The 16,768-nt window shown below is 63.8% G+C and carries 13 protein-coding genes; 8 read left to right on the top strand and 5 right to left on the bottom strand.

Annotated features, from left to right (window positions below):
- The first annotated feature begins 95 nt into the window (after positions 1-95).
- From FJW03_RS22760 to ppa, 4 genes are all read left to right on the top strand, one after another.
- The gene (locus FJW03_RS22760) at positions 96-947 is read left to right on the top strand and encodes a TPM domain-containing protein (RefSeq protein WP_140766602.1); all 852 of its coding nucleotides are present in this window, start codon (positions 96-98) and stop codon (positions 945-947) included.
- A 9-nt stretch (positions 948-956) separates the two neighbouring features.
- Entirely contained in the window at positions 957-1,595 is a 639-nt protein-coding gene (locus FJW03_RS22755) for a TPM domain-containing protein (RefSeq protein ID WP_140766603.1), read from the top strand.
- A gap of 172 nt (positions 1,596-1,767) precedes the next feature.
- Complete coding sequence (locus FJW03_RS22750; RefSeq protein WP_140766604.1) at positions 1,768-2,274, top strand: GNAT family N-acetyltransferase; 507 nt, start codon at positions 1,768-1,770, stop codon at positions 2,272-2,274.
- Between the two features lie 200 nt (positions 2,275-2,474).
- Entirely contained in the window at positions 2,475-3,008 is a 534-nt protein-coding gene (gene ppa / locus FJW03_RS22745) for an inorganic diphosphatase (protein WP_135900105.1), read from the top strand.
- A 284-nt stretch (positions 3,009-3,292) separates the two neighbouring features.
- On the opposite strand, the gene FJW03_RS22740 is transcribed toward ppa, so the two are convergent.
- Positions 3,293-3,910: a TetR/AcrR family transcriptional regulator gene (locus FJW03_RS22740; RefSeq protein WP_140766605.1), complete on the bottom strand. Its 618-nt coding sequence runs from the start codon at positions 3,908-3,910 to the stop codon at positions 3,293-3,295.
- Positions 3,911-3,984: 74 nt separating this feature from the next.
- On the opposite strand from FJW03_RS22740, the gene FJW03_RS22735 reads away from it, so the two are divergent.
- Together FJW03_RS22735 and FJW03_RS22730 are read left to right on the top strand one after the other, a co-directional pair.
- A complete protein-coding gene (locus FJW03_RS22735) occupies positions 3,985-5,268 on the top strand; it encodes an MFS transporter (protein ID WP_181173335.1) in 1,284 nt (427 codons plus the stop codon).
- A 260-nt stretch (positions 5,269-5,528) separates the two neighbouring features.
- Complete coding sequence (locus FJW03_RS22730) at positions 5,529-7,103, top strand: alkaline phosphatase D family protein (protein WP_140766607.1); 1,575 nt, start codon at positions 5,529-5,531, stop codon at positions 7,101-7,103.
- Positions 7,104-7,133: 30 nt separating this feature from the next.
- On the opposite strand, the gene FJW03_RS22725 is transcribed toward FJW03_RS22730, so the two are convergent.
- Complete coding sequence (locus tag FJW03_RS22725) at positions 7,134-7,415, bottom strand: hypothetical protein (RefSeq protein WP_226890438.1); 282 nt, start codon at positions 7,413-7,415, stop codon at positions 7,134-7,136.
- A gap of 196 nt (positions 7,416-7,611) precedes the next feature.
- On the opposite strand from FJW03_RS22725, the gene typA reads away from it, so the two are divergent.
- Positions 7,612-9,441 carry a translational GTPase TypA gene (gene typA, locus FJW03_RS22720; RefSeq protein WP_140745028.1) on the top strand — a complete coding sequence of 610 codons (1,830 nt, stop codon included), beginning with the start codon at positions 7,612-7,614 and terminating at the stop codon, positions 9,439-9,441.
- A gap of 60 nt (positions 9,442-9,501) precedes the next feature.
- On the opposite strand, the gene FJW03_RS22715 is transcribed toward typA, so the two are convergent.
- The 3 genes from FJW03_RS22715 to FJW03_RS22705 all read right to left on the bottom strand — a co-directional run bounded on the left by FJW03_RS22715 (position 9,502) and on the right by FJW03_RS22705 (position 11,741).
- A complete protein-coding gene (locus FJW03_RS22715) occupies positions 9,502-10,128 on the bottom strand; it encodes a DUF1062 domain-containing protein (RefSeq protein WP_140766609.1) in 627 nt (208 codons plus the stop codon).
- 594 nt (positions 10,129-10,722) lie between these two features.
- A complete protein-coding gene (locus FJW03_RS22710) occupies positions 10,723-11,046 on the bottom strand; it encodes a YciI family protein (RefSeq protein WP_140613560.1) in 324 nt (107 codons plus the stop codon).
- A 131-nt stretch (positions 11,047-11,177) separates the two neighbouring features.
- The gene (locus tag FJW03_RS22705; RefSeq protein WP_140766611.1) at positions 11,178-11,741 is read right to left on the bottom strand and encodes a peroxidase-related enzyme; all 564 of its coding nucleotides are present in this window, start codon (positions 11,739-11,741) and stop codon (positions 11,178-11,180) included.
- Positions 11,742-11,877: 136 nt separating this feature from the next.
- On the opposite strand from FJW03_RS22705, the gene FJW03_RS22700 reads away from it, so the two are divergent.
- Complete coding sequence (locus FJW03_RS22700) at positions 11,878-16,668, top strand: NAD-glutamate dehydrogenase (protein WP_140766612.1); 4,791 nt, start codon at positions 11,878-11,880, stop codon at positions 16,666-16,668.
- Positions 16,669-16,768 lie beyond the last annotated feature (100 nt).

Here is a 16,768-nt window from a genome sequence, read left to right as displayed (position 1 = left end):
CCCCCTCAAGGGGCGAGATTGGCAATTTCGCGGGCGGCGCTCTGCTTGCAATGTCGGCGATTGGCGAAGGTCGTGGTTACGGCCGATCTCCCCCCCTGAGGGGGAGATGTCCGGCTGGACAGAGGGGGGCGCGAAGGAACGCTTGCCTAAACACTCTTGGCCTTCTTCTCTGCCTCCTTCTTCTGCCCCTCACCGTCTTCGCCGCCGATCTTCCCGCCCTCGTCGGGCGTGTCGTCGACAACGCCGGCATCATCGATGCCGGCACCAAAGCAGCATTGACGCAGAAGCTCGCCGATTTCGAGAAAAAGGGTTCCGACCAGATCGTCGTCGCCACCATCCCGAGCCTCGGCGGCGAGGAGATCGAGCCCTACGCCAACCGGCTGTTCCGCTTCTGGAAACTCGGCCAGGCCAAGGAGAACAACGGCGTCCTGCTGCTGGTCGCGCCGAACGACCGCAAGATGCGCATCGAGGTCGGCTACGGGCTGGAAGGCACGCTGACCGACCTGCACACCAAGCTGATCATCGAGAACGACATGGTGCCGGCCTTCCGCGCCGGCGACTTCTCCGGTGGCATCAGCAAGGCCGTCGACGACATGGTCATGGTGCTGGAAGGCAATCCGGAGGAACTGGAGGCGCGAGGCAAGCGCAACCAGCAGGCGCCGTTCAATTCCGACGACCTGTTCTTCGCCATCTTCGTCGGCATCTGGGCAATCATTTTCTTCGGCGGCATCGCGGCTTCCGTCCTGCCGCCGATCTTCGGCCAGAAACTCGGGCCGGGCCGTTATCGCTGGCTCGGCATGACCTTCGAGCCTGGCCGGCGCTCCTCATCCGGTGGTGGCTGGTCTTCCGGGAGTTCCGGCGGTGGCTGGGAGTCGGGTGGCGGTGGCGGCGGTTTTTCGGGCGGCGGCGGTTCGTCCGGCGGCGGCGGTTCGTCAGGAGGCTGGTGAGGCAACGGCATGGCGACACGACCGATCAGCCCGCGGGATCATGAACGCATCGCCGACGCGATCCGCGCCGCGGAGGCCAGGACCGATGGCGAGATCTACTGCGTCGTGGCGCGTGCCAGCGACGGCTATTTCTCCCCCGCGGCCTTGATGGCGACACTCGGCATGCTGATCGTCAGCCTCGCCGTCGCCTATGGGCTGGAGGCATGGTGGCTCGCCATCCGTCTGCCGCATTTCGTCATCGCCGAGCTTCTGGCGCTGGCCTGCGTGCTGGCGCTGTTGTGGGCGCTGCCCGGCCTGCGCATCCATATGGTGCCACGGCGGCTGCGCTATCAGGCGGCACACGCCAACGCGCTCAAGCAGTTCCTTGCCCGCAACGTCCATCGCACCACGGCGCGCACCGGCGTGCTGATCTTTGTCTCGATCGCCGAACGCTACGCAGAGGTGGTCGCCGATTCGGGTATCGACGCAAAGGTCGGCCAGCAGGTCTGGGATGGCGTCGTGCGGGATCTCACCGCCCATGCCGGCGACGACCGGCTTGCCGACGGTTTCGTCAAGGCGATCGAGCAGGTGGGGGCGGTGCTGGCCGAGCACTTCCCGGTCACGCCGGACGATACCAACGAACTCGACGACCATCTGGTCGAAATCTGAAAAGCCCGCCTGCCGCCCTTCGGTTCTCGAAAACCAGGTCATGCGCCTCGGCTGAACGCGTTTTCAGATGGCTTTGTCCTGTCAGCAGTGTCGGAACCGGTTACAAGAAAGCGGTCGGCGGGGCGCCCGGACTCTTTGCAATCGGGCGATGCGGGTTTATGGTTAACAAATCATGAATACGCTGACGATCGACATCCGCAAAGCCGAACCGCGCGACGCCGGCGCCATCGCCGAAGTGCATCTGGAGGCCTGGCGCGGCGCCTATAGCGGCATCATTCCGCATCGCACGCTGACATCGATGATCAACCGCCGCGGCGCCGACTGGTGGGCGAATGCGATTCGCCGCGCCGCCACCGTCCTGGTCGTCGAGATCGGCGGTACGATCGCCGGCTATGCGACGATCGGCAAGAACCGCGCCCGGGAACTCAAGCAGCAGGGCGAGATCTACGAATTGTACCTGCGTCCGGAATATCAGGGCATCGGTCTAGGCCGGCGGCTGTTTTCGGCAGCCAGGGCACGTCTCGCCGACCATGGCCTGAAAGGCATGGTGGTGTGGGCGCTGGAAGACAACCAGACCGCGCTGGCTTTCTATGCCGGCGCCGGCGGCCGCGACATTGCCGAAGGCGTCGAGATCTTCGAGCAGAAAGCGCTGAAGAAAGTCGCTTTCGTCTGGGAGTGACTGCCCAGAGATGGTCCCGGAGAAGGCGAAGCCTCGGGGCGCATCCCGCGCAAAAATCACGACGCTGAAACATCTTGTGCTGATTGTTGAACGCGTCGAACGCCATCGCGTCTCGCCTGACATGCGTGAACACCATTCGCCGCATTGCGCCATTTTGCGCCGCCCGCTATCGGTCTCCCAACCGAGAGAGGGACAAAACCATGCGCATCGAAGCCATAGCCACCGGAAAGAATCCGCCTGAAGACGTCAACGTCATCATCGAGGTGCCGATCGGCGGCGAGCCGATCAAGTACGAAATGGACAAGGAGGCCGGCACGCTGTTCGTCGACCGCTTCCTGCACACCTCGATGCGCTATCCCGGCAATTACGGCTTCGTGCCGCACACGCTGTCGGGCGACGGCGATCCGATCGACGTGCTGGTCTGCAACACGCGCGCGCTGGTGCCGGGCTGCGTCATCAATGTGCGGCCGATCGGCGTGTTGATCATGGAAGACAATGCCGGCCAGGACGAGAAGGTCATCGCAGTGCCGTCGCCGAAGCTGACGCTGCGTTACGAGAACGTCACCGAATACACCCACCTGCCCGAAATCACCCGCCAGCAGGTGCAGCACTTCTTCGAGCACTACAAGGATCTCGAGCCCGGCAAATGGGTCAAGATCGAAGGCTGGCATGATTCCAAATACGCCAAGAAGATGATCATGGACGCGGTCGACCGCGCCAAGGCGAGCAAGTAGGCTAATTATCGACCCGGCCGAAGGGTGGCACATCGCCGATGACGGTGTGCCTGTCCTTGCCCTAGACTAGGCGAAGCTCCGCGTCTCGTCTGCGCTGCCCCTCATCCGCCTGCCGGCACCTTCTCCCCGTATAGTGACGGGGAGAAGGGGACTTCCGCTATCTCGGCGCTCTCTTTGCAACGCCGTCGATTAGCGAAATCGATGATGAGAGCGCCCCTCTCCCCGTCCTATACGGGGAGAGGATGCCGGCAGGCAGGTGAGGGGCTGCGCAGCGCCTGAAAGTTTTATTTCTTCAAGCTTGCTTCGATCAGCAGGTCGGCGTTGCGGGCGACCGATTGCGCGGGCCCGCCGAGCCCGAACAGCTGGCCGCTGATATAGGCGCCCTCGATGAGCAGCAGCAGCCCGTCGCCCAGCGTATCGGCGTCTGGCGCGCCCATCGCCGCAGCCATGGTACGCAGCCTGCGACGCAGTTCCTGCTTGTTCTCCTCGCTCACCACGCGTGCCGGATGGCCACGCTCGGGATATTCGACGGCCGCATTGGTCATGCCGCAGCCGCGATAGTCCGGTTTCTGCGTGCGCTTGCCGACGCGGGTGAGGAAGGCAATGATCTGTGCGCGCGGATCGCCCGGATGCGCATCGACGGCCTCATCGAAGCGCTCCCAGAACTCAAGGTCGTATTGCCTGAGATAGGACGCGGCCAGTTCGTCCTTGGAGGGGAAGCTGCGATAGAGACTCGGTTTGGTGACGCCGGCGCGCTTGACGATCTCGTCGACACCGATCGCTCTTATGCCACGCCGGTAGAACAGCTCATAGGCCACGTCGAGGATCTTCTTGGCGGCCTTCGGCGGCGCCGATGCATGACCGTCGCTGATGGCCAGTTCAATATTTTTGTCAGTTGGCATCATGGGACTCGATTGACAATGTTACCGATCGGTACGTATACATGCTCCCATCTTGCAACGTACCGGTCAGTAACATGGTAGCCCAATCCCGTCCATTTGGCCAGCGCTACGCTTTCGTCGTGGTCGGCGTCATCTTCCTCTGCCTGCTGATCGCGGCCGGCTTGCGTTCCGCGCCCGCCGTCATGATGCTGCCGCTCGAAAACAGTTTTGGCTGGCGGCGCGATGTCATTTCGCTGGCGGCTGGCGTCGGCATCCTGCTCTATGGCCTCACCGGTCCGTTCGCGGCCGCGCTGATGGAGCGGATCGGGCTGCGCCGCACGCTGCTTGCCGCCCTGATGGTGATGTCGGCCTCGACCGCGCTCAGTCTGCTGATGACCAAGCCGTGGCACCTGTTCATCACCTGGGGTGTCTTCTCCGGCATCGGCTCCGGCGCCGTCGCCAGCGTGCTCGGCGCCACCATCGTCAACCGCTGGTTCAAGACCAATCGCGGCTTGGTCATGGGGCTAATGTCGGCCTCCAGCGCCACCGGCATGCTGATTTTCCTGCCGCTGATCGCTTCCCTGGCACAGTCGGGCGGCTGGCAGCCGGTCGCAATCGCGGTCGCGGTCGCCACCGCCTGCCTGTTGCCCCTGGTCTGGCTGCTGGTGCCCGAGCGTCCGGCCTCGATCGGCATGGTTCGCTATGGCGCCGGAGCCGACGACGTGCCACCGGTTTCGCCCGCTTCGCAGGGCAACTTCCTGGCGCACACGCTCAACACGTTGCGCCGCGCTGCCGGCACAAGGGTGTTCTGGTATCTGTTCGCCACTTTCTTCGTCTGTGGTTTCACCACCAACGGGCTGGTCGGCACGCATCTGATCGCCTTCTGCGGCGATATGGGCATCGGCGAGGTGCAGGCCGCCGGCCTGTTGTCGATGATGGGCATTTTCGACCTGATCGGCACGACGCTGTCAGGCTGGCTCACCGACCGTTACGACCCGCGCAAGCTGCTCGGCGTCTATTATGCCATCCGTGGCCTGTCGCTGATCTACCTGCCCTATTCCGGGTTCTCGGCGACCAGCCTGATCATTTTCGCGGTGCTCTACGGCCTCGACTGGATCGCCACCGTGCCGCCGACGCTGCGGCTCGCCAACGAGGCTTTCGGCGATCGCAGTGGGCCGATCGTGTTCGGCTGGATCGTCGCCGGCCATCAGGTCGGGGCGGCCACCGCCGCTGTCTTCGGCGGCACGATGCGCGAGCTGCAGGGCAATTACGAGCTGGCCTTCCTGATCGCCGGCATGACGGCGATCGCGGCGGCGTGTATCTCGCTTTTGATCAACACCGACAGGCCGGCATTCGATCCCGAGCCGCAAGCGGCTTGAGGCGGGACGCCAGTCTCCCCTCTTTAGGGGGAGATGGCCGCAAAGCGGCCAGAGGGGTCGGTTCGACTGGACGCCGACGTCCCGCGGCAGATGAAGGTTAGCACTTCACGCGAGGCGACCCCCTCTGTCGCCTTTGGCGACATCTCCCCCTCAAGGGGGGAGATTGGCAGCTGTTGTCAAAACTTCATGGTTTCGAAATGTGCCTGAAACATTCAGGCCAGAGCTTGGTGGCATCGTTCAAAGCCATCCAGGAGACAGCCATGAAGAAGTTATCGATGACCCGCCGCGCCTTCGTCACTTCGGCCAGCGCGGCCGGTCTGCTCGGCGCCTCGGGGCTCGCATTGCCCTATTATTCCCGCGCCAGCCAGCGTCCGGCCTTCACCCATGGCGTCCAGTCCGGTGATGTCGACGCCGTCAGCGGCATGGTCTGGACCCGTACCGACCGCCCCGCGCGCGTCATGTTCGAAGTATCGACCACGGAAAGCTTCGCCAATGCGACGAAGCTGGCGCCGCTCGATACCTCGCCGGCCAGCGACTATACGGTCAAGCGGCTGCTCACCGACCTCGCCTCCGACCAGGACATCTTCTACCGCATGTCGGCGGCCGATCTTTCCGACATCAATGCCGTCTCCGAGCCGATCGTCGGTCGTTTCCGCACCGCGCCGTCCTCGAAGCGTGACGTGCGCTTCGCCTGGTCGGGCGATACCGCCGGCCAGGGCTGGGGCATCGATGAGACCGGCATGAAGACCTATTCCACCATCGCCAAGCATACGCCGGACTTCTTCCTGCATTCGGGCGACACCATTTATGCCGATGGCGCGATGAAGGACGAAGTCGACCTGCCCGGCGGCGGCAAGTGGAAGAACGTCGTTCTCATCGACGGCAAGCGCAAGGTGGCCGAGACGCTGGACGAATATCGCGACCAGTGGAAGTACAACATGATGGACAAGAACGTGCTGGAACTCAGCGCCATCTGCCCGACCTTCTACCAGTGGGACGACCACGAGGTGCTGAACAACTGGTCGGATTCGAAGAACCTCAGCGCCGACGATCGCTACAAGGAGAAATCCATCCACGTGCTGGCGGCCCGCGCCGCGCGCGCCTTCCACGAGATGACAACCATCCGCTACGAGCCGTCGGAGCCGGGTCGTGTCTATCGCAAGATCGCCCACGGACCGCTGCTCGACGTGTTCTTCCTCGATATGCGCTCCTATCGCGGCCCCAACGGCCCCGACATGGAGGATACCATGACGCCGCAGTCGCGCATGCTCGGCGAACAGCAGACGAAGTGGCTGAAGCGCGAGTTGACGAACTCGAAGGCGACCTGGAAGATCATCGCCGCCGACATGCCGCTCGGCCTCGTGGTCTGGGACGACGGCACCAAAAAGGTTGGCGCCGAAGCGGTCAGCAATGGCGACAATGGCGCGCCGAAAGGCCGCGAACTCGAATTCGCCGACCTGTTGCGCTACATCAAGAACGCCGGCATCACCAACACCGTCTGGCTCACTGCAGACGTCCACTACACGGCAGCCCACTACTACAATCCCGACAAGGCACAGTTCCAGGATTTCAACCCGTTCTGGGAGTTCGTCTCCGGCCCGATCCATGCCGGCACCTTCGGTCCTAACGATTTCGACATGACGTTCGGCCCCGAGCTGAAGTTCATCAAGGCGCCGACCGCGGAGCAGGGCCAGAACCTGCCGCCGTCAGCCGGGCTGCAGTTCTTCGGCCTGGTCGATATATCCGGCGCCACCGAGCAGCTGACGGTGCGGTTGATGGATCGTGACGACAACGAGCTTTACATGGTCACGCTCGACCCTGTGCGCTCTGCGTGAGGCAACCCGGGACGGCCGTTGAAGCAGCCGTCAATCCGGATAGCAGACCATCGGAATGTTCGGCCAGACGGCGCCGTCGCAATTGGCGGCGTCCTGGCGCTGCTTGAAGGCGGCGCTGACCGGGCCGGTCACCACGGGGTCAACGCCATCGGGCGCGTCAGCGAAGACCTGCTGGGCCGAAGAGCTATCTGTCGGAAGAACAGGCCGTGCTTCCTTCAGCGCCGCGGCCGACTGCGCGGCGTTGGCCGCCAGCAGCGTGGCGAAGGCCGCGGATGCGACGAGCGGCCAAAAACGGTTGAGTTTGTCGGTCATCACGTTCGAACTGCCCGGGCCATAAAAGGTTCCCGCCTTGGTTAACAAAATCATTTCACACGAGGATGCTTAAGATTTGATGAGGATTTGGTGTCATGCGTCCTCTTTCGCAAATGCGAAAAACCTTGTATGAGCCGCGCAACCGAAAGAGGCAGCGCCTTTGGCCTGCTGCCTGCAACGCTCCCGAGACCAGAACATGAAACTCCGTAATATCGCGATCATCGCGCACGTCGACCATGGAAAGACTACCCTTGTCGACCAGCTTCTGAAGCAGTCCGGCTCTTTCCGCGACAACCAGCGCGTCGCCGAGCGCGCCATGGATTCCAACGACCTGGAAAAGGAGCGCGGCATCACCATCCTCGCCAAGGCGACCTCGGTCGACTGGAAGGACACCCGCATCAACATCGTCGACACCCCGGGACACGCCGATTTCGGCGGCGAGGTCGAGCGCATCCTGTCGATGGTGGATTCAGCCATCGTGCTGGTCGATGCCGCCGAAGGCCCGATGCCGCAGACCAAGTTCGTCGTCGGCAAGGCGCTCAAGGTCGGCCTTAAGCCGATCGTCGTCATCAACAAGATCGACCGGCCGGACGCCCGCCATGTCGAAGTGGTCAACGAGGTGTTCGACCTGTTCGCCGCGCTCGACGCCACCGACGAGCAGCTCGACTTCCCGATCCTCTACGGTTCGGGCCGCGACGGCTGGGTGTCGGAAAATCCGGAAGGCCCCAAGGACCAGCAGCTCGCGCCGCTGTTCGACCTCGTCATCAAGCATGTGCCGGCGCCTACCGTTCATCCCGGCCCGTTCCGGATGATCGGTACCATCCTGGAGGCCAACCCCTTCCTTGGCCGCATCATCACCGGCCGCATCGAGAGCGGCACGCTGAAGGCCAACCAACCGGTCAAGGTGCTGCACCATGACGGCACCCAGATCGAAACCGGCCGCATTTCCAAGATCCTCGCCTTCCGCGGCCTCGAGCGCCAGCCGATCGAGGAAGCCCAGGCGGGCGACATCGTCGCCATTGCCGGCCTGTCGAAGGGCACCGTCGCCGACACGTTCTGCGACCCGAGCGTGACCGAGGCGCTGCATGCGCAGCCGATCGATCCGCCGACCGTGACCATGTCCTTCCTCGTCAATGACAGTCCGCTGGCCGGCACCGAAGGCGACAAGGTGACCAGCCGCGTCATCCGCGACCGCCTGCTGCGCGAGGCTGAAGGCAATGTCGCGCTCAAGATCGAGGAATCGCCCGACAAGGATTCGTTCTTCGTTTCCGGCCGTGGCGAATTGCAGCTCGCCGTGCTGATCGAGACGATGCGCCGCGAAGGGTTCGAGATCGCCGTGTCGCGTCCGCGCGTCGTCATGCAGAAGGGCGAAAACGGCGAACTGCTTGAGCCGGTCGAGGAAGTCGTCATCGACGTCGACGAGGAGCATGCCGGCGTCGTCGTGCAGAAGATGTCGGAGCGCAAGGCCGAGATGGTCGAGCTGCGCCCGTCTGGCGGCAACCGCCAGCGCATCGTCTTCCACGCGCCGACGCGTGGCCTGATCGGCTACCAGTCGGAACTTTTGACCGACACGCGCGGCACCGCCGTCATGAACCGGCTGTTCCACGCCTATGAGCCCTACAAGGGCGAGTTGCCCGGCCGTACCAATGGCGTGCTGATCTCCAACGAGCAGGGCGAATCGGTCGCCTACGCCATGTGGAACCTGGAAGACCGTGGTCCGATGGTCATCGACCCCGGCGTCAAGGTCTATCAGGGCATGATCATCGGCATCCATTCCCGCGACAACGACCTCGAAGTGAACGTGCTGAAGGGCAAGAAGCTGACCAACATCCGCGCCGCCGGCAAGGACGAGGCGGTCAAGCTGACGCCGCCGATCCGCATGACGCTGGAACGCGCGCTGGCCTGGATCCAGGACGACGAACTGGTCGAGGTGACGCCGAAGACCATCCGCCTCCGCAAGCTCTATCTCGACCCTAACGAGCGCAAGCGCTTCGAGAAGTCGGCCAAGGCAGTCGGCGCGGCGTAATTTCCGTTCCTCCATTTGAAAAGGGGTGGGGCACACCAGTGCGCCGCCCCTTTTTCATTTTCATCCGAGGGCTGCCGCGATAATGACCTGCCGATCAGGTTCGCCGGTCAGGTCGGTACGCAATGTCGTTCCCTCGCGGGCCGGCTTGCGCAGGGCTTTTGCGCCGCCTGGATCGACGAGCAGCAATCGCCGCTCTTCCAGCGCCTGAAGCCTTGATCGCGAGATACCGAGTTCGTTGGCGAGCAGACGATCGAGCCGGAGCGATGTCGGCATTTCGAACCCAAGCCAGAGTTCCAACGCTGTCGCGGTTTCCGTCGTCTCTCCAACCGCCTGCTTGGGCACGGCGACATCGGGAAACTCCTCGACACGTCCCACCTTGTTGCGCAGGGCGACGATGTCGAAGGCGTGGCGCCGCGCCAGCCCCGGATCGTTGCTTTCGAGCGCCCGTAAGAGCGCCGGCTCGATGTCGCGGCGGTTGCAGCGTTCGAAAATGCCAAAATTCCAGGAATTGTCGCAGTCGATGCAGCGATAGATCAGCCACACGTCGATGCGCTTGCCGTTGGCGTTGACGCGGAATTTGCCGCTGCATCGATAGGCCTTCACGTCGCCGCAGCGATTGCAGTTGATGAGCGGTCGAGGTGCGATCTCAGGCGCGATCGTCCATTGGATGCAAGTGGTAGAAGACATGCCGGTAAGCCCTTCCCGTGGGGAAGTTCTTCAGGTCGGCTCTGTTGAGATGCCCATGCGGGCGCGGCGTGGCGGTAGGCTGCGGAGATCGGAAGTCAGGTGTCGCTGGCGGCAAGCGCGCGACAGCGGTTCAGCAGTGCCAAACCGGTCTCGAACCGCCGCCCTGAGGAACACGTGAAAATGATGCAGGGGCCGCCAAAGCTGCGCCTGCGGTGCTTTCGGGGACTGATGAGACCGGCGGTTACTGAGGCAAAACAGAACTCGAAAATTGATAAAGGGTGCCTCTTCTAGCGGCGTGGTGGCAGAGGAGCAAGGGTCTCTTTCGGAGGGCGCGCTCGGCTCAATCCAATTCTTCGACCGCCGGCGCTGCCCCTCATCCGCCTGCCGGCACCTTCTCCCCGTATAGCGACGGGGAGAAGGAGGCTGGCCGCAACCTCGGCGTTTTTTCAGCAACGCTGGCGATCGGCGAAATCGTCGATGAGAGCGTCCCTCTCCCCGTCACTATACGGGGAGAGGATGCCGGCAGGCAGGTGAGGGGCAGCGCCGGCGATTTGTCTTGTCGCGCTTTACCGCGTCGCACGCGCGGCGCGCCCATCACATCATTTCGATGATCGGTGCGATCTCGATGCTGCAGTTCGGCATGGCCAGCATCGGGCAGCCCTTGGCCTTGTCGGCGGCATCGTCGATGTCCTTGGCTTCGATGATCGAATAGCCGCCGGTCGGATTGCTGCCGCCATTGTTCTCGACCTTGCCGCCCGGCAGCACGGTCTTGGACATGCCGACCGGATTGCCGCCGTCGACCACGGCCGAGCCCAGCTTTCCGAACCAGCCATTCCAGGCGTCCATCGCGGCTTTGCGCTCGGCTTCCGTCGCCGGCATCTTGCCGGAGCCATGATATACATAGAGAAATTTCGCCATGTTCTCCTCCTTGTTCAGCGGCATCGAACCGGCATGCGGCCGTGCCGCCCCGCAATCATCGGGCCAAAAAGGCAAACACGCAATTAGAATGAGAGATTGCTAATATGTAGTCTGGTTGGAGACCCGGTTCTTCACCTTGCCATGGCGTGGTATTCGTCATTCGGGCGCATATCGATCGCCGCCGCCACCCGGTTCGACATGTTGAAGAAGGCGGCCGTCGAGGCGATGTCCCAGATGTCGCGGTCGCTGAAGCCGGCCTTGCGAAGCGTGGCCCGGTCGGCCTCGACGATCTTGGCCGGTTCCTCGGTCAGCTTGACGGCGAATTCGAGCATTGCCGTCTGTCTCGGCGAAAGATCGGCGGCGCGGAAATTCATCACCATCATCTCGCCGAACGAAGGATCGCCGGACAGCTGGCGCACCGCCGCGCCATGCGCGGTCAGGCAGTAGTAGCACTGGTTGATGGAGGAGACGGCGACCGCGATCATCTCGCGCTCTAGCTTCGACAGGCCGGAATCGCCGAGCATCAGGTCGTTGTACATGTCGGTGAAGGCGCGCAGCTTCTTGTCGTCGAAGGCATAGGCCTTCAGCACGTTGGGAATGAGCCCGAGCTTCTCCTCGCATTTGGCGAAATAGGCTTTTGTCGGCTCGCTCAGTTCCCCCGTATCGAGATCAAGCGCGGTGACTTTGCCGGTCATGGTTCGTTTCTCCTCGTCGGGCGATGCCTTGCCGCCGAATTCCAGAATTCTTGGCAAGCCGTCAAACCTTTGTCGCCAAATGGCGGTCATCTGCTACCATAGTCACAAAAGCATACGACGGGAGGCAAGAAGCGTCATGGCCAGCGTGAAATCCGCAGCTAAGTCGAAGAAGAGGGCAACGGCGGCGGCGAAGACGGAGGACAGGCCAGCCAGGCTTGCCGATTACCTGCTCGCCCGTGCGCCGGCGGAAGACATCGCCGCTTATCAAGTGGGTGACCTGGAACGCGCCGCCGACCTCGCCGGCCAGGCAGTAGCCCGTCACAAGAAAGGCGAGTGCGTCGTTGCCGTCGAGAGCGATTCCGGCGTCGCCCGCGAAGGCAGGCCGATGACGGTCATAACGGTCGTCAACGACAATATGCCGTTTCTGTTCGATTCCATCCTCGGTGAGATCACCGAGACCGCCGGCGAGCCAACCTTGGTTACCCATCCGGTCATCACGGTGCGCCATGGCAAAGGCGGGGTCGAGGAAATCCTCGGCGACGGCAATTTCGCCAAGGACGACGGCAGCCACGACCGGCTGAGCGTCATCCACGTTCATATCCCGCGGCTGGCGGCCGACGCGGCAAACGCCTTGACCGAGCGGCTGCGCAAGATGCTTGGCCAAGTGCATGCGGCCGTCAACGACTGGAAACCGATGCTGGCCCGGCTCGATCAGGCGATCTCGGAGTTCCGCTATTCGGCTGTGCCGCTCGACAAGAAGAGCGTTGCAGAGGCGATCGCCTTCCTGGAGTGGCTGCGCGACGACAATTTCACCTTCCTCGGCATGCGCGAGTTCAAATATACCGGCGGCGAGGAAAGCGGCACGCTGGAGCGCGCCGACAAGCCCGGCCTTGGTATCCTGTCCGATCCCGACGTGCTGGTGCTCAGGCGCGGCACTGAAGCGGTGACGACAACGCCTGAGATTCGCGCCTTCCTGCACGGGCCGGAGCCGTTGATTGTCACCAAGGCCAATGCCAAGTCTTCCGTGCACCGCCGCATCTATCTCGACTACATCGGCGTCAAGACCTACACCACCAAGGGCGCGTTGTCGGGCGAACTGCGCATCGTCGGCCTGTTCACCTCGACCGCCTACACGCGCTCGGTGATGAAGATCCCGTATCTCAGGTCCAAGGCCGAAACCATTATCGCCAAATCCGGTTTCGACCGGCACGACCATTCCGGCAAGGCGCTGATCAATGTGCTGGAGAGCTATCCGCGCGACGAACTGTTCCAGGTGCCGGTGCCGATCCTGAGGAAGCACGCCGCGGCCATCCTCGGCCTGATCGAGCGGCCGCGGGTCAGGGCGCTGGTGCGCGCCGACCAGTTCGACCGCTTCGTCTCGATCCTCGTCTTCGTGCCGCGCGACCGCTACGACAGCGTGGTACGCGAGAAGGTCGGCACCTATCTCAAGACCGTGTTCGAAGGCCGGCTGTCGGCTTATTACCCGGCCTTCCCGGAAGGCGGGCTGGCGCGTGTCCACTTCATCATCGGCCGCTCCGGCGGCAAGACGCCCAAGGTCGAGCAGGCGACGATCGAGGCGGCGATCCGCGACATCGTGCGCACCTGGGAGGACGCCCTTTCCGAGGCGGCTGAGGCTAGCGGCAGCGACCCGGCGTTGAAAGCCATCGCCGCAAGGCTGCCGGAAAGCTACCGCGATTCATTCAGCGCGGCGGTGGCGCTGGTCGATGCCGGGCGCATCGCCAGGATCAGCGCCGCCAATCCGATCGCCATCGACTATTATCGCCATGGCGAGCAGAAGCCGCACCAGGCTGCGCTGAAGATCTATCATCATGGCAGCCCGGTGGCGCTGTCGCGGCGGGTGCCGGTGCTGGAAAATATCGGTTTCCGGGTGATCAGCGAGCGTACGTTCGAGGTCGGCGACGACGCGACGGGCATGGTCTTCATCCACGACATGGAGCTGGAGAACAGCTACGGCAAGCCGATCGATCTTGCCGATGGCGGCGCGCTGTTCGAGGACGCGTTCCTGTCGGTCTGGCGCGGCGACGTCGACAATGACGGCTATAACGGCCTTGCCCAGACCGCCGGCCTGTGGTCTGAAGAAATCACCATCCTGCGCGCCTATGGCCGCTATCTGCAGCAGGTTGGCATTCCGCAAAGCCAGGATTTCATCGCCGCTGCGCTTAACCGCTACCCGGAGATCGCGCGCGGTCTGCACGAGCTTTTCATCGCCCGGCTTGGGCCGACGGCGGAGACGGAAGGCGCCGTTGCGGCGAAGCACCTCAAGGCCAAGATCAAGGATGCCTTGGAAGATGTGCCCAACATCGATGATGACACCATCATCCGCCGCTATCTCAATTTGATCGAAGCCTCGCTGCGCACCAATCATTTCGTTACCGATACGAAACAGAAGGGTCAATCGCTGGCGATCAAGCTCGACTCGCAAGCGGTCGAGGGATTGCCGGCGCCGCGACCGTGGCGCGAGATCTTCGTCTACGGCTCCGAGGTCGAGGGGCTGCATCTGCGCTTCGGCCCGGTGGCGCGTGGCGGCCTGCGCTGGTCGGACCGCGCCCAGGACTACCGCACCGAAGTGCTCGGCCTGGTCAAGGCGCAGCAGGTCAAGAACGCGGTCATCGTGCCCGTCGGCGCCAAGGGCGGCTTCTTCCCCAAACGGCTGCCGGCGGGCGGCAGCCGCGACGCGATCTTCGAGGCCGGCACCTCGGCCTACAAGAACTTCGTCTCCAGCCTGTTGTCGATTACGGATAATATCGGGCTGGAGGGTGTCATTCCGCCGGCTGGCGTGGTGCGCCGCGACCAGGACGACCCCTATTTCGTCGTCGCCGCCGACAAGGGCACGGCCACCTTCTCCGACACCGCCAATGCCATCAGCGAAAGCCATGGTTTCTGGCTGGACGATGCTTTCGCCAGCGGCGGCTCGGCCGGCTATGATCACAAGAAGATGGGCATCACCGCCAAGGGCGCCTGGGAAGCGGTCAAGCGGCATTTCCGCGAAATGAACCGCGACATCCAGACCTCGCCCTTCACCGTCGTCGGCGTCGGCGACATGTCCGGCGACGTGTTCGGCAACGGCATGTTGTTGTCGCCAAAAACGAGGCTGATCGCCGCCTTCGACCATCGCGACATCTTCATCGATCCAGATCCCGACATGGAGGCGTCGATCGCCGAGCGCCAGCGCATGTTCGCGCTGCCACGGTCGAGCTGGCAGGATTATGACAAGACCAAGCTGTCGGAAGGCGGCATCATCGTCTCGCGCAGCCAGAAGTCGATCACCTTGCCGGCCGCGGCTGCGGCGGCGATCGGCCTTGCCAAGACGACAGCCACGCCGGTCGAGATCATGACCGCCATCCTCAAGGCGCCGGTCGACCTGCTGTGGTTCGGCGGCATCGGCACCTATCTGCGGGCCTCGACCGAGACCAATGCCGATGTCGGCGACCGCGCCAACGACGCGATCCGCATCACCGCGCTCGACGTGCGCGCCAAGGTGATCGGCGAGGGCGCCAATCTGGGTGTGACGCAGCGGGCGCGCATCGAGTTCGGCATGAATGGCGGCCGCTGCAATTCCGATGCCATCGACAATTCCGGCGGCGTCAACTGCTCCGACGTCGAGGTCAACATCAAGATCGCCTTGGCATCCGCCATGCGCAAGGGATCGTTGACGCGTCCGGCACGCAACAAGCTGCTGGCCGAGATGACCGACGAGGTCGGCGGGCTTGTTCTGTCCAACAATTACGAGCAGACGCTGGCGCTTTCCATTGCCCGCAAGCGTGGCCTCGCCGACATCGCGCATCAGGCCCGGTTCATGTCCGCGCTCGAAGCGCGCGGCCTGCTCGACCGTGCCGTGGAAACACTGCCCTCGCCGGCGGCACTCGCCGAACGCGAAGCACGCGGCGAGCCGCTGACCAGGGCCGAGCTCGGCGTGCTGCTTGCCTATGCCAAGATCGTGCTGTTCTCCGACATCGTCGCCAGCGACGTGCCCGACGACGCGCATTTCGACCGCGACCTGATGGGCTATTTCCCGGACCGGATGGCGAAGAAATACGCCACCGAGATCCATGGTCACAGGCTGCGCCGGGAGATCATCGCCCGTGTCGTCGCCAACGACCTCGTCAATCGCGGCGGCCCGTCCTTCGTCAATCGGTTGCAGGAGGCCACGGGCCGCACCGCCGCCGATGTGGTGCGCACCTTCGCCGTGGTGCGCGACGGCTTCGCGCTGCCGGCGCTCCATCGCGAGATCGACGCGCTCGACAACCAGATCGACGGCCAGGTGCAGCTCGATCTCTACCAGATCGTCAGCCGGCTGATCTACATGAGCAGCGGCTGGTACCTGAAGAACGATACCGGCACGGCGCCGCTCGGCCAGCGCATCGCCGAACTGCAGGAGGCGCGCAAGGCGCTGGAGCCCAAGCTCGTTTCGCTGCTGCCGGCTTTCTCGCGCGAGCGGATCGAGGAGAAGCGGCACGGGCTGTTCAAGGCCGGTGCGCCGGAAAGGCTGGCCGAGCAGTTGGCGCTGAGCGAAGTGGCGGAATTGATCCCCGACATCGCGCTGACGGCGCGCACGGCCGGTGCCGACATCGTCGCGGCCGCCAAGGCGTTCTTCGCCGTCAGCGATGCCTTCCGCATCCCGCGCGTCGAGGACGCCGCGCGCTCGATCACGCCTTCGGATTACTACGACCAACTCGCGCTGTCGCGCGCCACCGACACGATCGGCGCGGCGCGGCGCGGCATCGCGGTCGCCGCGCTCACCAGCCATGCCAAGACGGCCGATCCGGTGTCGGCCTGGCTGGAAGCCGGCGGCGAGCGGGTGGCGCGCATCCGCGAGCGGCTGCAGGCGCTGACCGAGGGCGGCGACATCACCGTGTCGCGGCTGTCGGTGGCGTCCGGGCTGATGAGCGATCTGACGGGGATGTGACGAATTCTTGCGGAGGTTGGTGCCGCCCCTCATCCGGCTGCCGCCACCTTCTCCCCGTATAGTGACGGGGAGAAGGGAACCGGCCGGGAGGCCGGCGCTC

It is taken from the genome of Mesorhizobium sp. B4-1-4 (assembly GCF_006439395.2).
Taxonomy (GTDB): domain Bacteria; phylum Pseudomonadota; class Alphaproteobacteria; order Rhizobiales; family Rhizobiaceae; genus Mesorhizobium.
This window is presented reverse-complemented; position numbering and strand designations above follow the sequence as displayed.